Source organism: Methanothrix soehngenii GP6, assembly GCF_000204415.1.
Taxonomy (GTDB): Archaea; Halobacteriota; Methanosarcinia; order Methanotrichales; family Methanotrichaceae; genus Methanothrix; species Methanothrix soehngenii.
Window position 1 is genome coordinate 460,761 of the sequence record NC_015416.1, and the last position, 17,008, is coordinate 477,768.

18 protein-coding genes are annotated in these 17,008 nt (G+C 51.5%); 9 read left to right on the forward strand and 9 right to left on the reverse strand.

Features of this window, described 5'->3' with window-relative positions; all coding sequences use genetic code 11:
• Positions 1 to 24: 24 nt before the first annotated feature.
• Positions 25 to 447, reverse strand: coding sequence for a (4Fe-4S)-binding protein (locus tag MCON_RS02285; RefSeq protein WP_013718431.1), 423 nt, complete (start codon positions 445 to 447; stop codon positions 25 to 27).
• A gap of 195 nt (positions 448 to 642) precedes the next feature.
• On the opposite strand from MCON_RS02285, the gene mscL reads away from it, so the two are divergent.
• The 9 genes from mscL (at position 643) to MCON_RS02330 (ending at position 9,571) form a co-directional block, all read left to right on the forward strand.
• Positions 643 to 1,080, forward strand: coding sequence for a large-conductance mechanosensitive channel protein MscL (gene mscL / locus MCON_RS02290; RefSeq protein ID WP_013718432.1), 438 nt, complete (start codon positions 643 to 645; stop codon positions 1,078 to 1,080).
• A 230-nt stretch (positions 1,081 to 1,310) separates the two neighbouring features.
• Complete coding sequence (locus MCON_RS02295; protein ID WP_013718433.1) at positions 1,311 to 2,618, forward strand: hemolysin family protein; 1,308 nt, start codon at positions 1,311 to 1,313, stop codon at positions 2,616 to 2,618.
• A gap of 52 nt (positions 2,619 to 2,670) precedes the next feature.
• Positions 2,671 to 3,333, forward strand: coding sequence for a 7-cyano-7-deazaguanine synthase QueC (gene queC / locus MCON_RS02300; protein WP_013718434.1), 663 nt, complete (start codon positions 2,671 to 2,673; stop codon positions 3,331 to 3,333).
• A 56-nt stretch (positions 3,334 to 3,389) separates the two neighbouring features.
• Positions 3,390 to 3,692: a DUF357 domain-containing protein gene (locus tag MCON_RS02305; RefSeq protein WP_013718435.1), complete on the forward strand. Its 303-nt coding sequence runs from the start codon at positions 3,390 to 3,392 to the stop codon at positions 3,690 to 3,692.
• An 87-nt stretch (positions 3,693 to 3,779) separates the two neighbouring features.
• On the forward strand, positions 3,780 to 4,280 hold the full coding sequence (locus MCON_RS02310) for a hypothetical protein (RefSeq protein ID WP_013718436.1): 501 nt from the start codon (positions 3,780 to 3,782) through the stop codon (positions 4,278 to 4,280).
• A 94-nt stretch (positions 4,281 to 4,374) separates the two neighbouring features.
• Positions 4,375 to 5,790: a dihydrolipoyl dehydrogenase gene (locus tag MCON_RS02315; protein ID WP_013718437.1), complete on the forward strand. Its 1,416-nt coding sequence runs from the start codon at positions 4,375 to 4,377 to the stop codon at positions 5,788 to 5,790.
• A complete protein-coding gene (locus MCON_RS02320) occupies positions 5,787 to 6,758 on the forward strand; it encodes a radical SAM protein (RefSeq protein WP_013718438.1) in 972 nt (323 codons plus the stop codon). Before MCON_RS02315 ends, MCON_RS02320 begins: the two co-directional genes overlap by 4 nt.
• 234 nt (positions 6,759 to 6,992) lie before the next feature.
• Positions 6,993 to 8,696 carry a leucine-rich repeat domain-containing protein gene (locus tag MCON_RS02325; protein WP_013718439.1) on the forward strand — a complete coding sequence of 568 codons (1,704 nt, stop codon included), beginning with the start codon at positions 6,993 to 6,995 and terminating at the stop codon, positions 8,694 to 8,696.
• A 41-nt stretch (positions 8,697 to 8,737) separates the two neighbouring features.
• Entirely contained in the window at positions 8,738 to 9,571 is an 834-nt protein-coding gene (locus MCON_RS02330; protein ID WP_232844364.1) for a phosphate ABC transporter substrate-binding protein, read from the forward strand.
• 60 nt (positions 9,572 to 9,631) lie between these two features.
• On the opposite strand, the gene MCON_RS02335 is transcribed toward MCON_RS02330, so the two are convergent.
• From MCON_RS02335 to MCON_RS02370, 8 genes are all read right to left on the reverse strand, one after another.
• Complete coding sequence (locus tag MCON_RS02335) at positions 9,632 to 9,937, reverse strand: hypothetical protein (protein WP_157863634.1); 306 nt, start codon at positions 9,935 to 9,937, stop codon at positions 9,632 to 9,634.
• Between the two features lie 186 nt (positions 9,938 to 10,123).
• A complete protein-coding gene (locus tag MCON_RS17010; RefSeq protein WP_013718442.1) occupies positions 10,124 to 10,330 on the reverse strand; it encodes a CxxC-x17-CxxC domain-containing protein in 207 nt (68 codons plus the stop codon).
• Between the two features lie 187 nt (positions 10,331 to 10,517).
• On the reverse strand, positions 10,518 to 11,621 hold the full coding sequence (locus tag MCON_RS02345; RefSeq protein ID WP_048132806.1) for an OBG GTPase family GTP-binding protein: 1,104 nt from the start codon (positions 11,619 to 11,621) through the stop codon (positions 10,518 to 10,520).
• A 125-nt stretch (positions 11,622 to 11,746) separates the two neighbouring features.
• Complete coding sequence (locus tag MCON_RS02350; protein WP_013718444.1) at positions 11,747 to 12,463, reverse strand: CRISPR-associated protein Cas4; 717 nt, start codon at positions 12,461 to 12,463, stop codon at positions 11,747 to 11,749.
• 73 nt (positions 12,464 to 12,536) lie between these two features.
• Positions 12,537 to 14,057, reverse strand: coding sequence for a LysM peptidoglycan-binding domain-containing protein (locus MCON_RS02355; RefSeq protein WP_013718445.1), 1,521 nt, complete (start codon positions 14,055 to 14,057; stop codon positions 12,537 to 12,539).
• Positions 14,054 to 14,782, reverse strand: coding sequence for a hypothetical protein (locus MCON_RS02360; protein WP_013718446.1), 729 nt, complete (start codon positions 14,780 to 14,782; stop codon positions 14,054 to 14,056). Before MCON_RS02360 ends, MCON_RS02355 begins: the two co-directional genes overlap by 4 nt.
• Before the next feature lie 192 nt (positions 14,783 to 14,974).
• Positions 14,975 to 16,288: a hypothetical protein gene (locus tag MCON_RS02365; protein ID WP_013718447.1), complete on the reverse strand. Its 1,314-nt coding sequence runs from the start codon at positions 16,286 to 16,288 to the stop codon at positions 14,975 to 14,977.
• Positions 16,289 to 16,304: 16 nt separating this feature from the next.
• Positions 16,305 to 16,940, reverse strand: coding sequence for a hypothetical protein (locus MCON_RS02370; RefSeq protein WP_013718448.1), 636 nt, complete (start codon positions 16,938 to 16,940; stop codon positions 16,305 to 16,307).
• Positions 16,941 to 17,008 lie beyond the last annotated feature (68 nt).

Below are 17,008 nucleotides of genomic sequence, written 5' to 3' on the forward strand. Positions count from 1 at the left end.
ATTTTGCCTGGAGGTCAGCGCCAATCATTTTGTATCGTCGAAGGTTATCTTGATATGGCTTCCATCGCAGAAAGGCTTTTTCCGGGAGGCTCCGCATCTGCAGAGGGCAAAAGCCCCTTCTGCCATCTCATTGCCATCTGAATTGAATAGACGGCAGTCTCCTTCAACCAGCAGGGGACCGTTCTTCACCACCTTGATAGAGGCGTATCGCTCATTTGATGCATTTTTTTCAGATGATTCAGGTGCCTTTTCTTGATAGCTCAGAGCGCCGGAAGGGCAGCGATCTATGACCTTCATTATCTGCGCAGGACTTGCGCCCTGCATATTTATCCAGGGCCTGCTGTTGTGGTTGAAGACCTGGGGCAGTCCGTTCACGCATTCCTTCGCATGTATGCATTTTTCCGGATTCCACCGCACAATCAGCCCATCGCAGGAGTACTCCTTCATTGCCTATAGCTGGAGCCTCTTTCTACTTGGATCTTCCGATATGGAACTATTTCTTACAAATTTTTAATATGTATTTCATTCTACTGATCGAACGTTTTTTATTCTCTTATGAGGGTCCGAATTTGCTCTTTCCAAAAGGATTTATATCTTAGACCGCAGAAATGGTCAAATGTTTCATCTGTTGGAGTGATCTTTATGGGAATTATAAGCGAGTTCAAGGAATTTGCAGTGAAGGGCAACGCCGTGGATATGGCGGTAGGCATCATTATAGGCGCTGCATTTGGCAGCATAGTCAATTCGCTTGTGAATGATATTATCATGCCTCCAATTGGCATGCTGACGGGTGGCATAAACTTTGCCGATATGTTCATAGCTTTGGACGGTGAGGCCTATGCTAGCCTGGCAGAGGCACAGGCGGTATCAGCGCCGACCATCAATTACGGATTATTCATAAATGCGGTTATTTCTTTCATCATCGTGGCATTTGCGGTGTTCATGCTGGTCCGGCAGATAAATGCCCTCAAAAGGCAGCCTGCACCTCTTGATCCAACCACCAAGGAATGCCCATACTGCAAAGAGACCATTGCGATAGGAGCCATCAAGTGCAAGCACTGCACCGCTGATTTAAAGTAAATCTATAGTTCGTTTTTCTTTTCTTTTTATATTTCTTTTTTAATTATTATATCGATCCTCAATATTCAAATAACGTGACTACCTTCAGTGCCCTCTGTTCTCCGTTCAGGGAAGCTATAAATAACCTTTATTATCCTGTCTTATGAAAATGAGAAAACGGCCCATAATCTCGGGGAAATGCATGAATTTGGAGACAGACCGGGCGCACCATCCTGCAAGGGTAGTAGTTCATGTTGATTGAGATTCTGATCATACTAATTCTCATATTAGTCAACGGCGCCTTTTCCATGGCGGAGATGGCAGTTGTCTCCTCGCGCAAGGCCAGGCTCCGTCAGATGGCAGATAGTGGAGATAAGGGTGCTGCCGTCGCTTTAGAGCTGATCAGCAACTCCAATCAGTTTCTTTCCGCTGTTCAGACTGGGGTAACCTTAATGGCCACACTTATCGGGGCTTTCGGCGGCGCGACCTTATCCGATGAGCTGGCGGGCTACTTGCTTGGCCTTTATCCCGCTTTAGCTCAATTCAGCCATGGAATTGCTCTAGCCCTGGTAGTCCTGTCGATAACCTTCGTCAGCCTAGTTATAGGCGAGCTGGTGCCAAAGAGGATAGCCCTCTCCAATCCGGAGCGGATTGCATCCTGGTCTGCATCTCCCTTAAACGCTTTTTCCAAGATTGTATACCCCTTGATTCTTCTCTTGAGCAAATCCACGGAGTTCGTCCTCCAAGCCCTGGGGGTCAATTCTAACGCTGAGCCGGAGGTCACTGAAGAAGAGATAAGAATTATGATAGACCAGGGAACGATGGCCGGGGTGATCGAAGAGGAGGAGCAGGACATCATGGAAAGAGTCTTCTCTTTGGGTGAAAGAAAGGTCAACTCCATCATGACCCCTCGGGGAAAGATAGTCTGGCTTGATATCCATGACACCCTCGCCGAGATCCAAAGGAAGACCGTCAGCGGGCCGTACACCATGTTTCCGGTCTGCAGCAAGAAGCTGGATAACGTCCTGGGAGTGATTCAGTCCAAGGATATCCTGAACTGCGACCTTAATAAAAAGGAGATTGATCTGAGGTCTTTGCTGCTGCCACCTCTATTTGTACCGGAGAGCATGAGGGCTTTGAAGGTGCTGGAGAAGTTCAAGCAGACGGGAATCCATCTGGCCATCGTCCTGGATGAGTATGGCACAGTGCAGGGGATTGTGGCACTGGTAGACCTCCTGGAGGGGCTGGTGGGAGACATTCCCCATATCGATGAGCTGGGGGAGCCCCAGATCCTGCGCAGGAGCGATGGTTCATGGCTGGTGGATGGGACGATGCCCGCGGATGACTTCAAAGAGACGCTAGACATCGACAAGCTTCCTGATGAGGATGATGGGACCTACCAAACCATGGGCGGTTTCATGATGACCCATCTGGAGAAGGTTCCCACCTCGGGAGATAAATTCGAATGGGGTGGCTATCGCTTTGAGGTCATGGATATGGATGAACGCCGGGTGGACAAGCTGCTGGTGACCCCTCTGGCCGAGGATGTGACGAGCTAAGGATCTCAGGTGGGGCAGTCTTATGTTGAATGCCAGTAAAATTGGGAGGCAAATGAAGGCGGTTTTGATACTCTCCGGCGGTCTGGACTCGACCACATTGCTCTACAAATTGCTGGCCGATGGTTATCTGGTAGATGCCCTCACCTTCAACTATGGTCAGAAGCATAAAAAAGAGATAGACTGCGCAATAGCCATCACCTCCAGGCTCGATGTCCCACATCAGATCATCGACCTCTCCACTCTGGCGGCATTCCTGGGGGAGAGCGCACTTCTGGGCAAAAAGGAGGTGCCCAGCTGCCACTATACCGAGGAGGCAGCCAGGCAGACGGTGGTACCAAACAGGAATATGATCATGCTCTCCGTGGCTGCAGGATACGCCGAGGCCCATGAGATTACAGAGTTGTTTTACGCCGCCCACAAGAACGACCAGACGATCTACCCCGACTGCCGGCCGGAGTTCGTAGAGGCTCTCAAGCCGGCAATAAGGCTGGGAACAGCCTGGAATCCCGTCGAGCTGCAAGCGCCCTTTGTGCATATGACCAAGGCGGATATCGTGAGAATGGGCCTCAAGCTGCAGGTTCCCTATGAGCTCACCTGGTCGTGCTACAAGGGAAAAGCTATGCCCTGCCGCACCTGTCCCACCTGCATAGAGAGGGAGGAGGCATTTGCCCTATGCGGTTGCAGGGATCCGCTGATAGGAATGGACAGTCATTAATTCTTGCGATCAATACCTTTATCTTGCCGGATTGCGTTGGCCGGTGATTGAATAAGATGATGGAAGGCCTAAAAGGGGATGAGAGAAGCCTGAAAGAGGATCTCTCAAATGAGACTGTGAAGTGGCAGGAGAAGGCAGAATCGCTCTTCGGCCAGCTATCCGGGGATGAGAGAATGCTGGAGAACATTTCCTCTTATCTATCCGACTCTCACCATTTTCTAAAACAGAATGATCTGATCAGAGCCTTTGAGGCGGTCATCTGGGCCTGGGCCTGGATGGAGATCGGCCTGGAAAAGAGTCTCCTGCACAGGGGCCCAGGGGAAGAGATCTCTGATCAAGATCCTCTGATAGGCAAATAGAAGGACCTCTCATGGAATACGCCAGTTCGAGCTTAAACTAACTTCAGGTTACTATTATATACTTAGACGTAGCTACATGGGCTTGAAATGAGGATTGATTACAGGACCCGCCTGGATGAGGCAGTTTCCCTGGCGGACATATTTGAGGTGGTAAAGACCTTGGTTGAAGAGAGCATGAACAAACGAAGGGGCGGCCTGATGCTGGGCATGGCGAACCTGGGAAACGATCCCCATGGCTTCCTGGGAGGCTTTTTCACCACAGGCTCCAATGTCATTGTCCTGAATAAGATACCATTGAATAGGATCATGGAGACCCGCCCTGAGCTATACAAGCCCTACGCATTCCATGTTCTTCTGCATGAGTACATACACTCCCTGGGCTACCTGGATGAGACAGAGGTGCAAGAAAAGGTCCACCAGATCACCAGAGAAGCCCTGGGCGAGGAGCACCTGGCAACGCAATTCGCCGCCAGAGCATCCGGATTCATCAAACATCTCGCCTATCCCCATGTATCATGGAAGGCGGATGATGAGGGAATCGAGCTGGTAGAGGGATTCGACCGGTCCAGCGTCTCTTATATCGCTTGAAGATCGTCCTGAGTCCCTATTCCAGCCCATTGCCCGACGACTCCTATATTCCCGCATATATTTAAGCAATCAGAGCCTTCTGATATCCGATATCATGAACAGCATGGACAGATTCGATCTCATCGTCATCGGCTCGGGCGCAGGGGCACTGGTGGCCGCTCAAGCCGCTCGCGCGGGAAGAAATACCGCATTGGTGGACCAGGGCCCCATGGGCGGAACCTGCCTTAACAATGGCTGCATCCCCTCGAAGATGCTCATCCATCCGGCAGACATGATCCGGAGCATCCAGGAGGCCGGGGCGGTGGGCGTCCATGCCCGAATAGAGAAGATCGATTTTCCTCGGATCATGAACCGCGTGCATAAGGTGGTGGATGAGGGGCGCGCCCAAATGGAAGCGACCATCAGATCAAGGGAGAATCTGACCCACTATCAAAAAAGAGCGGAGTTCATCGACGAGTATGTCCTGAAGGCGGGATCAAGAACCCTCACCGCCACCCAATTCGTCATCGCCAGCGGCTCTCGGTCTCGCGTTCCTCCCATCTCAGGCCTGGAGGAATCGGGATATATCGATAACGTATCACTTCTCAATCTGAGAGAGCCTCCCCGGAGCCTGATCATAATCGGCGGAGGCTATATCGGCTGCGAGTATGGTCACTTCTTCTCCGCTATGGGAACGGAGGTCACCATCCTGGGACGCAGCCCACGACTTCTGTGTGGCGAGGATCCTGAGATCTCACAGCGACTGCATGAGAGCTTCTCCCGCTACTGCCGGGTGGTCACGGGCTACGAGGTCTTATCGGTGGAAAGGAATGGCGAAAAAAAGGTCGTCTCTGCCAGAGGGACAAAGGACGGCAAAATCCGGCAGTTCGAGGGAGAGGAGGTCCTCCTTGCCGCAGGCCGGCGCTCTAATTCCGACCTTCTCCGCCCGGAGAGGACAGGAGTGGAAATCGACAGGCAAGGCTGGATCAGGGTGGACGAATATCTCCAGACCAGCAAAAAGGGGATCTGGGCTTTGGGAGACGCTATCGGAAAGCACATGTTCCGCCACACCGCCAACTATGAAGCCCGCATCGTAGCCCACAATATTCTCCTGGTTCAGGGAGAGGCAGAGCGGAAAGCGGCTGACTATCATGCCGTTCCTTATGCCGTATTCTCTCATCCGACGGTGGCGGGAGTGGGCATGAAAGAGAGCGAGGCAAAGGCCCGAGGCCTGAAGGTGCTGGTGGGAAGGGCGAGATACACAGATTCGGCCAAGGGGGTGGCTATGGCTGAGGAGTACGGCCTGGTGAAGGTAGTTTTAGAGGAGGAGACCGGTCGGATCCTGGGGGCGAGCATCATCGGCCCAGAGGCGCCAGAGCTCATTCAGCAGGTTGTCTACCTGATGAACACCGACCGCCAGGACCTTTCCACTGCGATGAGGTCTCAAGTCATCCATCCCACCATCAATGAGGTGCTGGGGAGGGCATTCTCCGGGCTCGAGCGCTCTAGAAACCGGGAGCAGCCCAAATGAGATCCTTCTCCCCCCGGCTGGCGGCCAGAGCCCTCTGGCAGATGCGGATTCGAAAGAGGCCTTATGTCCTCTCCCATGGGGTTAACGCCCGCTGCAACCTCAGATGCTCCTTCTGCCAGTACTGGAGAGAGCCCGGTGGAGAGATGACCAAAAAGGAGATCTTCAGGATGCTGGATGAGGCCAGCTCCTTTGGCATCGGGGTCTATAATGCCTGGACCGTCGAGCCCCTGCTCAGGGAGGATCTGCCCCAGATTCTGAGGCACGCCAAATCCCAGGGCCTCATCACCAGTCTGGTCACCAACGGCCTTCTGCTCGCCAAGAGGGCGGATGAGCTTGGTGACCTTGATTATCTCTCAGTCTCCGTGGACGGGATCAAGAGCTATCGGGAGCTGCGGGGAGTAGACCTGGAGAATATCCTGGCTGGAATCAGGGCGGCAAAGAAGGCTGGCCATGAGATTCTGATCAACTGCGTGATAAGCAGCAAAAACACGGGCGAGCTGGAGGATCTGGTCCATCTGGCCGAAGAGCTGGGCACCTGGATATCATTTGAGCCTCTGCATGAGTCCCGAGGAATTTCGGACTCGGTCTGGAAGGACCTGGGAATACGGGACAGATCTGAATATGAGAAGGCAGTGCACAGGCTGATGGATCTGAAGAGAAGCGGTGCGCCGATCATCAACTCCCTGACCTATCTGGAGATGATATCATCACTTAAGCCCGGATTCAAATGCCATGCCAGCGACATCATCCTCCATGTGGCAGCGGACGGAAGCATCGAGAACTGCCGGGTCCACACTCAATCCCTGGCCAATGTGAAGGATGGGCTGGCAGAGGCCTGGCAGGCCTCAAGGATTGGCCGGCAGGAAGCAGTCCAGTCCTGCCCTGGCTGCCTGTTCTTCGGATATGCGGAAAACAGCCTCCTTTACGAGTTCGTCCCCGAGGTTTTGAGGCATTATGAGTGGATGTAGACTCATGGATAGGGCCCGGTGGCGGTGGGTGGGACAGGATGATAAGAGAGTGAGGTTCATCCTCCAGCCAGTTCCCACAAGCTCCAGTCTTACTCTGCAGTCGCCTATTAGCCATAGGAGCTAGTCTATCTTTTGATCGATTTGTTGCGGCAGAAGCTCTAGACTTTCTAAAGTCAGTTATACATAGATATTTATGGTAAAATGCCCTATCGGAGTACAATGAGATGATGCAGAGTGGACGGAAAAGCACTGATGTTTCTGGTTATCATCACGTTATCAAGCATTATACTCTTTGGTCAATGCCAGATGGAGCAATCTGTCATCGCATTCCCTGATCCGAATCTTGAGATGGTGATAAGAGAAGCGATCGATAAACCAGAGGGTGATATATATGCATCTGACCTGTATGGAATAAAACTGCTAAATGCCGACATGAGCAGCATAAAAGATATCACTGGACTTGAGCGCTGCATCAATCTAGAAAATCTTTCCCTGAGAGAAAACGAGATCAGCGATGCATCATCGTTATCGGGACTCACTGGCCTGAAACGGCTGGAACTGAGCAGCAACCAGATTACCGATGTATCGCTATCGGGGCTCGCTAACCTGGAAACGTTGTCCCTATGGGATAACCATATCACCAATGTATCATTATCGGGGCTCACTAACCTGGATACGCTGTTGCTATGGGGGAATAAAATCATAAATGTATCATCTTTATCGGGACTCACCAATCTGACGGACCTGGACCTAAGCACCAATCAGATCACCGATGCATCACCGTTATCCGGGCTCACTAACCTGACAGATCTGGACCTTGACAACAACCAGATCACCGATGTCTCATCTTTGTCGGGCCTCATTAACCTGATGAATCTAGACCTAAGCAGCAATCGGATCACCAATGTATCGCTATCCGGGCTTACTAACGTGGTATGGCTGGACCTATGGGGTAATCAGATTACCGATGTAACGCTATCTGGGCTTACTAACCTGACATGGCTGGACGTGAGTAGAAATCAGATAGCCGATGTATCTTCGTTATCAGGATTAACTAACCTGACGAAGCTGTACTTAGGCTGCAATCAGATCACCGATGTATCTTCATTATCTGGGCTCACCAATCTGACGGACCTGGACCTAAGCACCAATCAGATCACCGATGCATCACCGTTATCCGGGCTCACTAATCTGACATATCTGGATCTTGATAACAACCGGATCAACGATGTATCGCTATCAGACCTCACCAACCTGACAGATCTGGAACTGAGCAACAATCAGATCAACGATGTATCTTCGCTATCCGGGCTCACTAACCTGAAGGATCTAGACCTGAGCAACAATCAGATCAACGATATATCTTCGCTATCCGGGCTCACTAATCTGACAGATCTGGAACTGAGCAGCAACGAGATCACTAATATCTCATCTTTATCGAGCCTCGCTAGCCTGAGATGTCTGGATCTTGACAACAACCAGATCATTGATGTCTCATCGTTATCAGCTCTCACTAGCTTGAAATGGCTGAGACTTTGCAGTAATCATGCCACCGATGCTTCATCGCTATCGAGCCTCGTTAACCTGAGATGGCTTGACCTGAGCAGCAATCAGATTACCGATGTATCTCCATTATCGGGACTCTATAACCTGGGATGGCTAAACCTAAGCAGCAACCAGATTACCGATGTATCTCCATTATCGGGCCTCGCTAACCTGACAGGGCTGGACCTGAGCAGCAATCAGATTACCGATGTATCTCCATTATCCAATCTAACTAACCTGATATGGATGGACCTGCGCAGCAAGCAGATCCCCGATGCCTCAACGCTCCGGATTTCACAGGCCTCGAATAATTATATTTATCCAACAATCAGGTTCCTGACTATAGTAAAGGGGCGGGAGTGGTCACGATGGGTTGACATCACACTCAGCTGAACATTAACCTTACATAATATCAGGCCCGTTCTTTGATAGTGATGAAGGTCAAGAGCATACTACTGGTCTTGTTGCTGGTATCTTTCTTCGTTTATGTATCGGTCGAAGCAAGAGAGCAAAAGGTGGCAATATCTGGGTCCAGCACCGTAATGCCCCTGGCAGAGATTTCAGCGGAGGAGTTCAATATGCTCCAGGATAACTACCATGTGACTGTGACCGCAGGAGGCTCGGGGGTGGGGATTGTGAACGTGGTCGAGGGCAGATCGGCGATCGCCATGACCTCTCGGGAGCTTCACCTGGTGGAGCGACAGAGATACGAGACGCCAACAGAGAAGTTTAATGTGATCACCGTGGGATACGATGCCATATGCCTGATGGTCAGCCCAGAAGTTTACGATTTTGGTGTCACAGACCTGTCCGCTGAGGAGGTGAGGAGGATCTATTCTGGCAGCATTAGCAACTGGAAAGAGCTCGGGGGGCCAGACGAGGAGATCTTCGCCATAGGAAGGAGGCCAGGCTCTGGAACTAGGGACTCCTTCGATGAGATCATAATGGGAAGTCGAGAGTATGAGACTCCCGGAGTCAGCTATGAGGCGGCTGAAAGCTCCGAGGTCAAGACGGCTATCCGGGGAAGCGACAATGCCATAGGCTATGTCGGATATAGCTATATAATGAGAGGAGACAGCAAAGTGATATCCCTTGATGGTATCCCGCCGACGATAGAAAACATAAAAAATGGAACATATCCCCTTGCCCGAGAGCTTTACTTCATCACCCTGGGCAGACCAAGTCCTGGGGCAAAGGCATTTACCGATTATGTCTTGAGTCCAGAAGGCCAGAAGATTGCGATTGAGAACGGATTCATACCGGCCTGAGATGGGACTTATGGATATACGGTGCCATTTTTTTGGCTAGCATGGTTATCAATTGGACTTTCAAGCAGAAGCAAGTGACGGCTCAGTCGCGATCCGGTCACAGAAGGCTCTGATCTCTTCTGGGCTCATTCTATTTCTTGGAATCACTTCGACCTGATATCCATCGTCTTCCAGACGGTTAATCAGATCCCTGAACTGGCTCATGGCCACTTTAATCTGTTTTGTGATATCTGGCACCTTAAGGATGACGATCTTTGCTGAAGGTATGACTGCATCCACCACATAGCCCCATCGAGTCGGGCGGTGCGTCAGTACTACTAATCCTCTTCTCTTGAGCTCTGAGATTATGCCCTCAAATTTAACCAAATCCGCTGATTCAGATGGTTTCATTTTAAACGCACCCCATTTCTTACAATTCCGCATCGAAAGAGCCGAACCTGTCGACTGAAGGCTATTGAGCGGCATGAGTATCCTTTTGCCGCTCGTCTATTTGCCCGAAAGCACCTGCCTTCAAATCAAAACGGATCGACTATTATGTGATGCTAAATCAGCTTAATATCTTCTGGATGTTTTGGCAGGTCTGTGCTTCTGATAGCACTCGCTGCAGTAAACCGGTCTGGACCCATCCGGCTTAAATGGAACCTGGGTCTGCTTGCCGCATTCTGAGCAGGTTACGTCAGTCATTTCTCTCGGACCACTATTGTAGCTGCCTCTGCTGCCGCCGGAGCTACCTCTGTTTTCATATTTTCTCTCAAACATTTAATTCACTTACCTTTTGAATCGACTCAAAAGAATCGAGACTGCTACAGAAAACATCTCAACAAATTACTTTGATAGACGAAATGCAGCAGTATAAGGAGGATGGCTGAGCATATATACTTGTTGGTAAAAAATTATGATAGCAGGCGCCTTTTCGCTGCCAAAATGCCCGGCCATCTCCGGCCGATCATCTCCTCTTGGTGATTATCGAGAGCACATCGCAATCCTGGAGCTCATGATCCAGCCCTATGGACTGGCCAGGGAACTTGGCGCTCTTTCCCCAGACCAGTGCATATCGAAATAGGTTTACGAAGTCCCTATGAAGATGCTCGCATACCGATTTCACTGTGCTTCCATCCAGGAGCACCAGAGGCTCCTCAAGATCTGCTTTGCCTCCCTTGGGCTTGAGATAGATGCGAATGAATCCCAGCGTCTCATATATATGGTCTTTTAGCTCCTCGAGGCCTTCAGTGGTGGCGCAGGATATGGGCAGATAGTCCCTGCCCAGGTCTTCCTCGATCTTGTCCTCGATCCCACCGTAGCGCAGGTCGAACTTGTTTATAGCCACCAGAGAGGGAATATAGACCCTGTTCCCAGCCAGGAAGTCGACCAGGGTGTCAGTGTCTATATCCTCTCGAACGGTTACATTGGCGTTCACAATGCCGTAGGCGCGGATGATCTCTGCGATCTCGAACTCCGTCATCCGAGTCAGGGGAACAGTGCTGCGCACTATGATGCCCCCCTTCCTTTCCTGGGTGATGTGGATGTTTGGCGGCTGCTTGTCCAGCCTTATGCCGGCCTCATAGAGCTCCCGCTCCAGGACCTTCAGATTGTAATTGAATACGTCCCCCAATAAGAGGATCATATCCGCGGCCCGGGCGGCAGTGATCACCTCTCTGCCCCTGCCCTTTCCCCGCGCCGCTCCCTTGATGATCCCTGGCATATCCAGGATCTGGATCTCGGCGCCTTTGTGCTTCATCACCCCAGGAATGACCTCGAGGGTGGTGAACTGATAGGCTGCCACCTCGGACTTGGATCCGGTCAGATAATTGAGCAGGCTGGATTTGCCTACGGACGGGAACCCCACCAGGGCCACCGTGGCATCGCCTGATTTTTTGATATAGTATCTTCTGCCCCCTCCGCCGCCCTTGATCTTCTGAAGCTCCTGCTGGGCCCTCAGCTTCGCTATTTTGGCCTTAATCTTGCCCAGATGATGCTCGGTGGCCTTGTTCTTCTGAGTGTTGAAGATCTCCTCTTCCAGCGCCTTGATCTGCTCCTCGATGGTTGCCATTTTGTATTTCCTCTTGGTGGGCAGGACAGCCAAATGAGCCTTCCAGCCATCAAATAGAAGTGTGATGCGCCACTTTCCCAAGAGCAATAGGGCTCCTCCTTTAAAAGCTATGGGATGGGTGGCAATTAGAAGAACTTTGAGGCCAAAGAGTGCCTCATCTCGCACATCGTCTGTGCATGGCATGACTGGCAGGGGGAGCCTTCCGGCCTGTCGGGAAGCTGGCCGTTTTTGATAAGGCGAACTCGATCACGAATGCGCAGCACCCGGGCTTTGTCTGTGCTGCGGACGGGCACCCTTCGCACCATGCCCAGGCTTGGATACTCCACCTGTCCCCAATCCACCTTTATATTCTCCTTCTCTCCTAAAAGGAGTGAATAGCCGGCCAGCATGAGACGATCTCTCTTCCAGATTCCGTTCTCTGGCGGCCGGCCGGTGCGGATGATCGAGGGCGTATCTCCTGGAGCCAGCCTATCCAGCCTGCCGGAGAGACCCAGCTTCTCCGAATAGAGCTCTACCTCTGCCTCAAAGGGGATGAGCTGGTCCATCCAGCCTTTAAGACCGTTGACCATCGATCCAATCTCCTCATCCGCCTCATTCAAGGCGGCCTGAAGCTCGCCTGGCTCCAGATCGTAGATCAGGGGCAGTTCCACCTCCAGCCTTCCGAGAGCCTCTCTTAGCTGGCCTTCCAGATCGTCCTTCTGCAGCAATGAGAGAGCGAGGCTGCGCATCAGGATTTGCTTCGCACTGCTGAATCTCGGCAGCTTGCCCAGGGAATCGAAGTAGACGAGCCTGGGGCAGCGCAGGTAAAGGCTGATGTCTGAGATCCGTACGGTCTGGTGCATCAATCTAGCATCTGTTCTCAGTCTTTAAAAAATTTTGTATTTGTACTTGCAGGGTTTCAGGAGCCCTCTGCTCTTAAAATTTTCTCAGATGGCGTCCCAGGAGGCTCAAAGTAGAAGGTCTCGTCGTCTCTAATTGGTAGAATGCAGCCGGTCTTCTGTCCAGATTCTGCTCGATGCCGGATAGCCATCTATGAGTGTCCCTTCTCTGTTGAGCATCTCTCTCCAGCCATCTCAATGCATCCATGGCATCGAACGCCTGCGTCCTGATATCAGGGGTATAGGTCTGCCTCAGATGATCGTCCAGAATGCGGAGCGTGGAAGGTGGAGTTGCAGCAGCGACTGCCAGGGGGCGCCTGTTCAATTGATCAGAAGTGCGCTGCAGCCATCTCCTGGTATCCTGCCTTTCTTGAGCCTCTTGCTCCAACTTCTTTAGAGCGTCTATGGCGTCAAATGTTGGCATCATGGTGGGTGGATTGGGTGTCCTCATAAGCTGCTGATTCAGGAGGTGGAGCTGAGAGAGATGCGCTGCCGGAGGTGGTGAGAAAATCTTGGTTAGGTGCTGGTCCAAGATACGAAGCTGCGAGGGCTGGGAAAAGGTATCTCCCCTTTTCGGCTGGTTGATATCGAAGGCATAGGGAGGACGGAGACTCTCTGGAACCCCAATTTTGGTAGGCACGTTGATGGTCTGTCCAGGTCGCAGAGTCTTGAAGTTGATGGCGGGGTTGAGCTTCTTTACATCTTCCGTGAATCGCTTTCTATCGCTGTAACCGTAATCCTCCGCTAAATACCAAACTCTATCTCCGGGCCTGATTTTATGAGCGGTGTAATGAGAGGCATCAGTCTCTACATTGGGTATGCGCTGGTAAGGCACGAATACGTGCTCAGGCTCGGAGAAGTCCCTCCAAATCATTTGCTCGACTAAATCTTGTTTGCGGCGGTACTGGGCCTGGTTACGACCGGATATATTGCAGTCGCATCCGCTGCATCCTGCGAGACTGCCAGGATTGAACGTGCCCATGGCATATTGCATCATATAACGAGCACCAGCTAAAGGTTTATCCGGAGATTCCAGTCTGCTCTCTTTTATCCAGGAATAGGTTTGGTCGCTTAAATCGAGCGTGCCGTCTCGCAGCAGGCCGCTAATGCTGTAAATAACAGGATCCTTGTAGCTCATCTTTTCTCGCCAGAGACTCTCTGCTGTATGGCTTCCACAGGATAGCACTGCCAGGGAACGGAGATTCCTGCCAGACTTGGGGAGTGTAAAGATATTCATGATAGTGGGTTTCTGCCACGGCTCGGCAGGTGCCGCCCATGGGTACCCTGTGTTGGGATCTCCATGTGAGGACCAAATGATTCCTGCAGTTCGTTCATCCTTCCATATCTTGAGGAATTCTTCTTTGGAGCATTTCTTCTTCTCAATTAGCTCAAAAGGCCTATCCGAAAGCGGATTTCTAAATCCTAATATATATCCAGGAGCCTCGGCTTTGAAGATGCTCTTCAGCTTCTCGAAATAGATTCGGGATATATCCTGCTCCGGGCTGGTGAGGTAGCCGCTTACGAAGTAGATGTACTTGGGGATTGCTTTTTCGCTCACATCCCCTTCCTCCTCCATTCATCCTTTGGCTCTTCAAATCCAAAGCTGACAAGCGAGTTGACAATAATATCGTCTAGCAGAGCCAGGTTAAGGTCGATCTCGTCGGCCACCTCCGTCATCTCCTCCAGAGTGATTCCCGCCCTCTGGCAGAATTCAATAACATCGGGCTCAGCAAGCTCTATGGGCATGTTGGTGGTATTCTGCAGCCAATGGGCCAGAGCCAGCCTGGCCTGGTCGGATGGGATTCGGTCAAAAGAGAACTGCTCGCTGAGATGGTTCAGAATCTGCTGACCGTATTGGCGCAGGCAGCGCTGGACCTTTCCATTGTGCCTCTCAGCCAGGACCCGGGCGGCCTGAGCTATGGTCAGAGTTGCATCCTGAGACTGATCCGGAGTCATGCCCATCCTTTCCAACAGGGTATGCATCAGGATCATATCGGGATGCTCCAGGTTATTCCCTTTCTCTGCCATTGCCCCGGCCAGAGAGCTTATCTCCAGCAGGTTGAGGTCGGCCAGCATCTGCGTCATGGCCCTTGCTCTATCCGCCTGGATCTGAGGCTGGCCTATTCGGAATAGCAGGCAGAAGACCAACTCGTGCCAGCGTGCGGTCTCAACTGGCCACTGATAAATATTAAGCGATGGGGCGAGAGCCCTTGCATATTCTATGAGTAACTTCCTCACTGCGTCCTTTTTATCCCGATTATGGGCCTGCTTCTCTTCTGTCATCTGCTCTTCCTCCAGTAGTGCAATTTGTGCGGTTTACGGTTTAATGGGTTTAGGCTTTAATTCGAATAGCTTTTTCGATTGATCTTTTGATGATGCGCTTTACGCAGCGGATTTATAGCGATTTTTCGTTTTAGACGCTGGCAAACTGCCCCACCTGAGGGATAGGGCTTCCCATTTCATAACCAAAAGTTGCTATTGATTTCTTGACGGCTTAACTCTGGATTGAAGGTATTGGGTCAGGTTCTCCATCCTGGAGGAGTTGATCTCTGCCTGATCCTCTAAGACCATCTTGACAAGCCAGACATCTTCAGATCCCGATCCAAAGGATGAGGTTATTCCCGCCAGGATGTAGTCTCCCTGCCGATTCTGAATGGCATAGCTTCCGAGATCATCCCCTTTACCGCCGAGAGTCCTTCTCCACTCCTCCAGTCCGGCAGAGTTGGTCTTTATGATCAGAGCATCCCTTCCCGAATCAGCATTATCGATCCTTCCACCGATGACAAAGCCGCCATCCATCGTCTGCTGCAGGGATGTTCCCGAGCTTCCCAGGTATGATCTCTCCCAGATCTTCCGGCCTAGCTGATCCAGCCGGATAAGAATGATCTTCTCCTCCTCCAGGCCTGACTCCGACCTGCCCACCAGGGCGTAACCATTGGCCAGCTCCGCTACCTGGAAGGCGACATCATCCTTATCTCCGCCATAGCTTACATTCCAGCTCATGACGCCCTGGTCATCGGTCTTCAAGAGCCAGATATCGTCCCCCCTTTTCCCCAGGGATGCCGTCCTGCCGGCCACAATAAAGCCGCCATCCTGGCTTTGCAGTACAGACAATCCCACATCCTCATCTGCCCCTCCATAGCTTCTATCCCATAGCAGATTCCCGTTGCTGTCGGTACGGATGAGCCAGAGGTCCTTTCTACCAATGCTCTTTGATTGGGTATAGCCGGTTGCGATATATCCGCCATCATCGGTTTCATCCACAGACCAGCCACCATCGCCTGAAGAATGCACAAAGCCGCCAAAGGTCTTATCCCAGAGCAGACTTCCATTCCCGTCCATCCTGATGAGCCACAGCCGCTCCTCGCCCAAGCCAAAGGAGTTGGTGCTTCCGGCGACGATGTAGCCGCTATCTGCGGTCTCCCTGACAAAATAGCCTACGTCCTCGCCCGATCCACCCATAATCCTGCTCCATAAGGGATTTCCATCTGGATCGACTCTTACCAGCCATAGGTCGCTTCCCTCTCCCCTGGTTGCCGTATGGCCCACAAGGACATAACCGCCGTCATTGGTCTCCTGGACTGACCAGGCACCATCGCCATACCTTCCTCCGTAGGTCCTGTTCCATTCCTCTGTCAGTCCCTCACCATAAAGAGAGGCTGCGGCGGGAGAGATATGATAAAAAGAGATGAGGAAGACGAAGAGAAGCGATGCCAGGGGTGGCAACACCAGTAGAATTGACCGAAAGCGTCGAGATGCAGTCCCCAGGCGGATATTGGTCTTTTTCATGGTGTCTTGGCCGCCTCTAGATTCCTATATCCTGGAATTTTACTGCCTTTTCCATAGAGAAGCTCCCGCTAAGGAAGGTGCTGGAGTCGATGTTGTTCTTGCCCATCTGGTGCTGGGAGGACTTGATTCCATAGTAGCCATCGAACTTAGCATTGCTGCTGGAACCTATGCCTTGATTTCCAGTTGAACCACCCGGGACCGGGATCGATGAGTTCAGCCTAGATTGATTGCCAGCGAATGCTTCAGTGGCAGATCCATTGGTAGCTGATGAGCTGATTGATGCATTAGTGGCTGTGAAGTTTAGTGCTGATATGTTAGCAATTGAAGAGTTGAGGACCGATGTGCCAGCTACAGAATGATTCGTGCCAGGCAATTCCGGATTGAGTGGATTTGATCCCTTCAAACCAGAGCTGATAGAATCGCCATTGCCACCCTCTCCCTCTGCGGCCCATTGGCTCTTGGACATCATATCAACTAGGGCTCCGGCCATCCTCTCCTCCAGCCTCTTCGTGTCTAAACTCATGATCGACAATCTGGAGGTCTCATATCCAGCAAGGCCGTCTTGGCCATCTTCGTTCTGGGAAGGAGAAGACAATACAGGAAAGACAATTGTCAATATTATCATGATCAAGACTGCAATTTCCGCTTTCATTACCCTCACCATCAATGCTACAGAATAAGGATGTCATCAATACAATTTCAACTTTTCTATACAAGAGA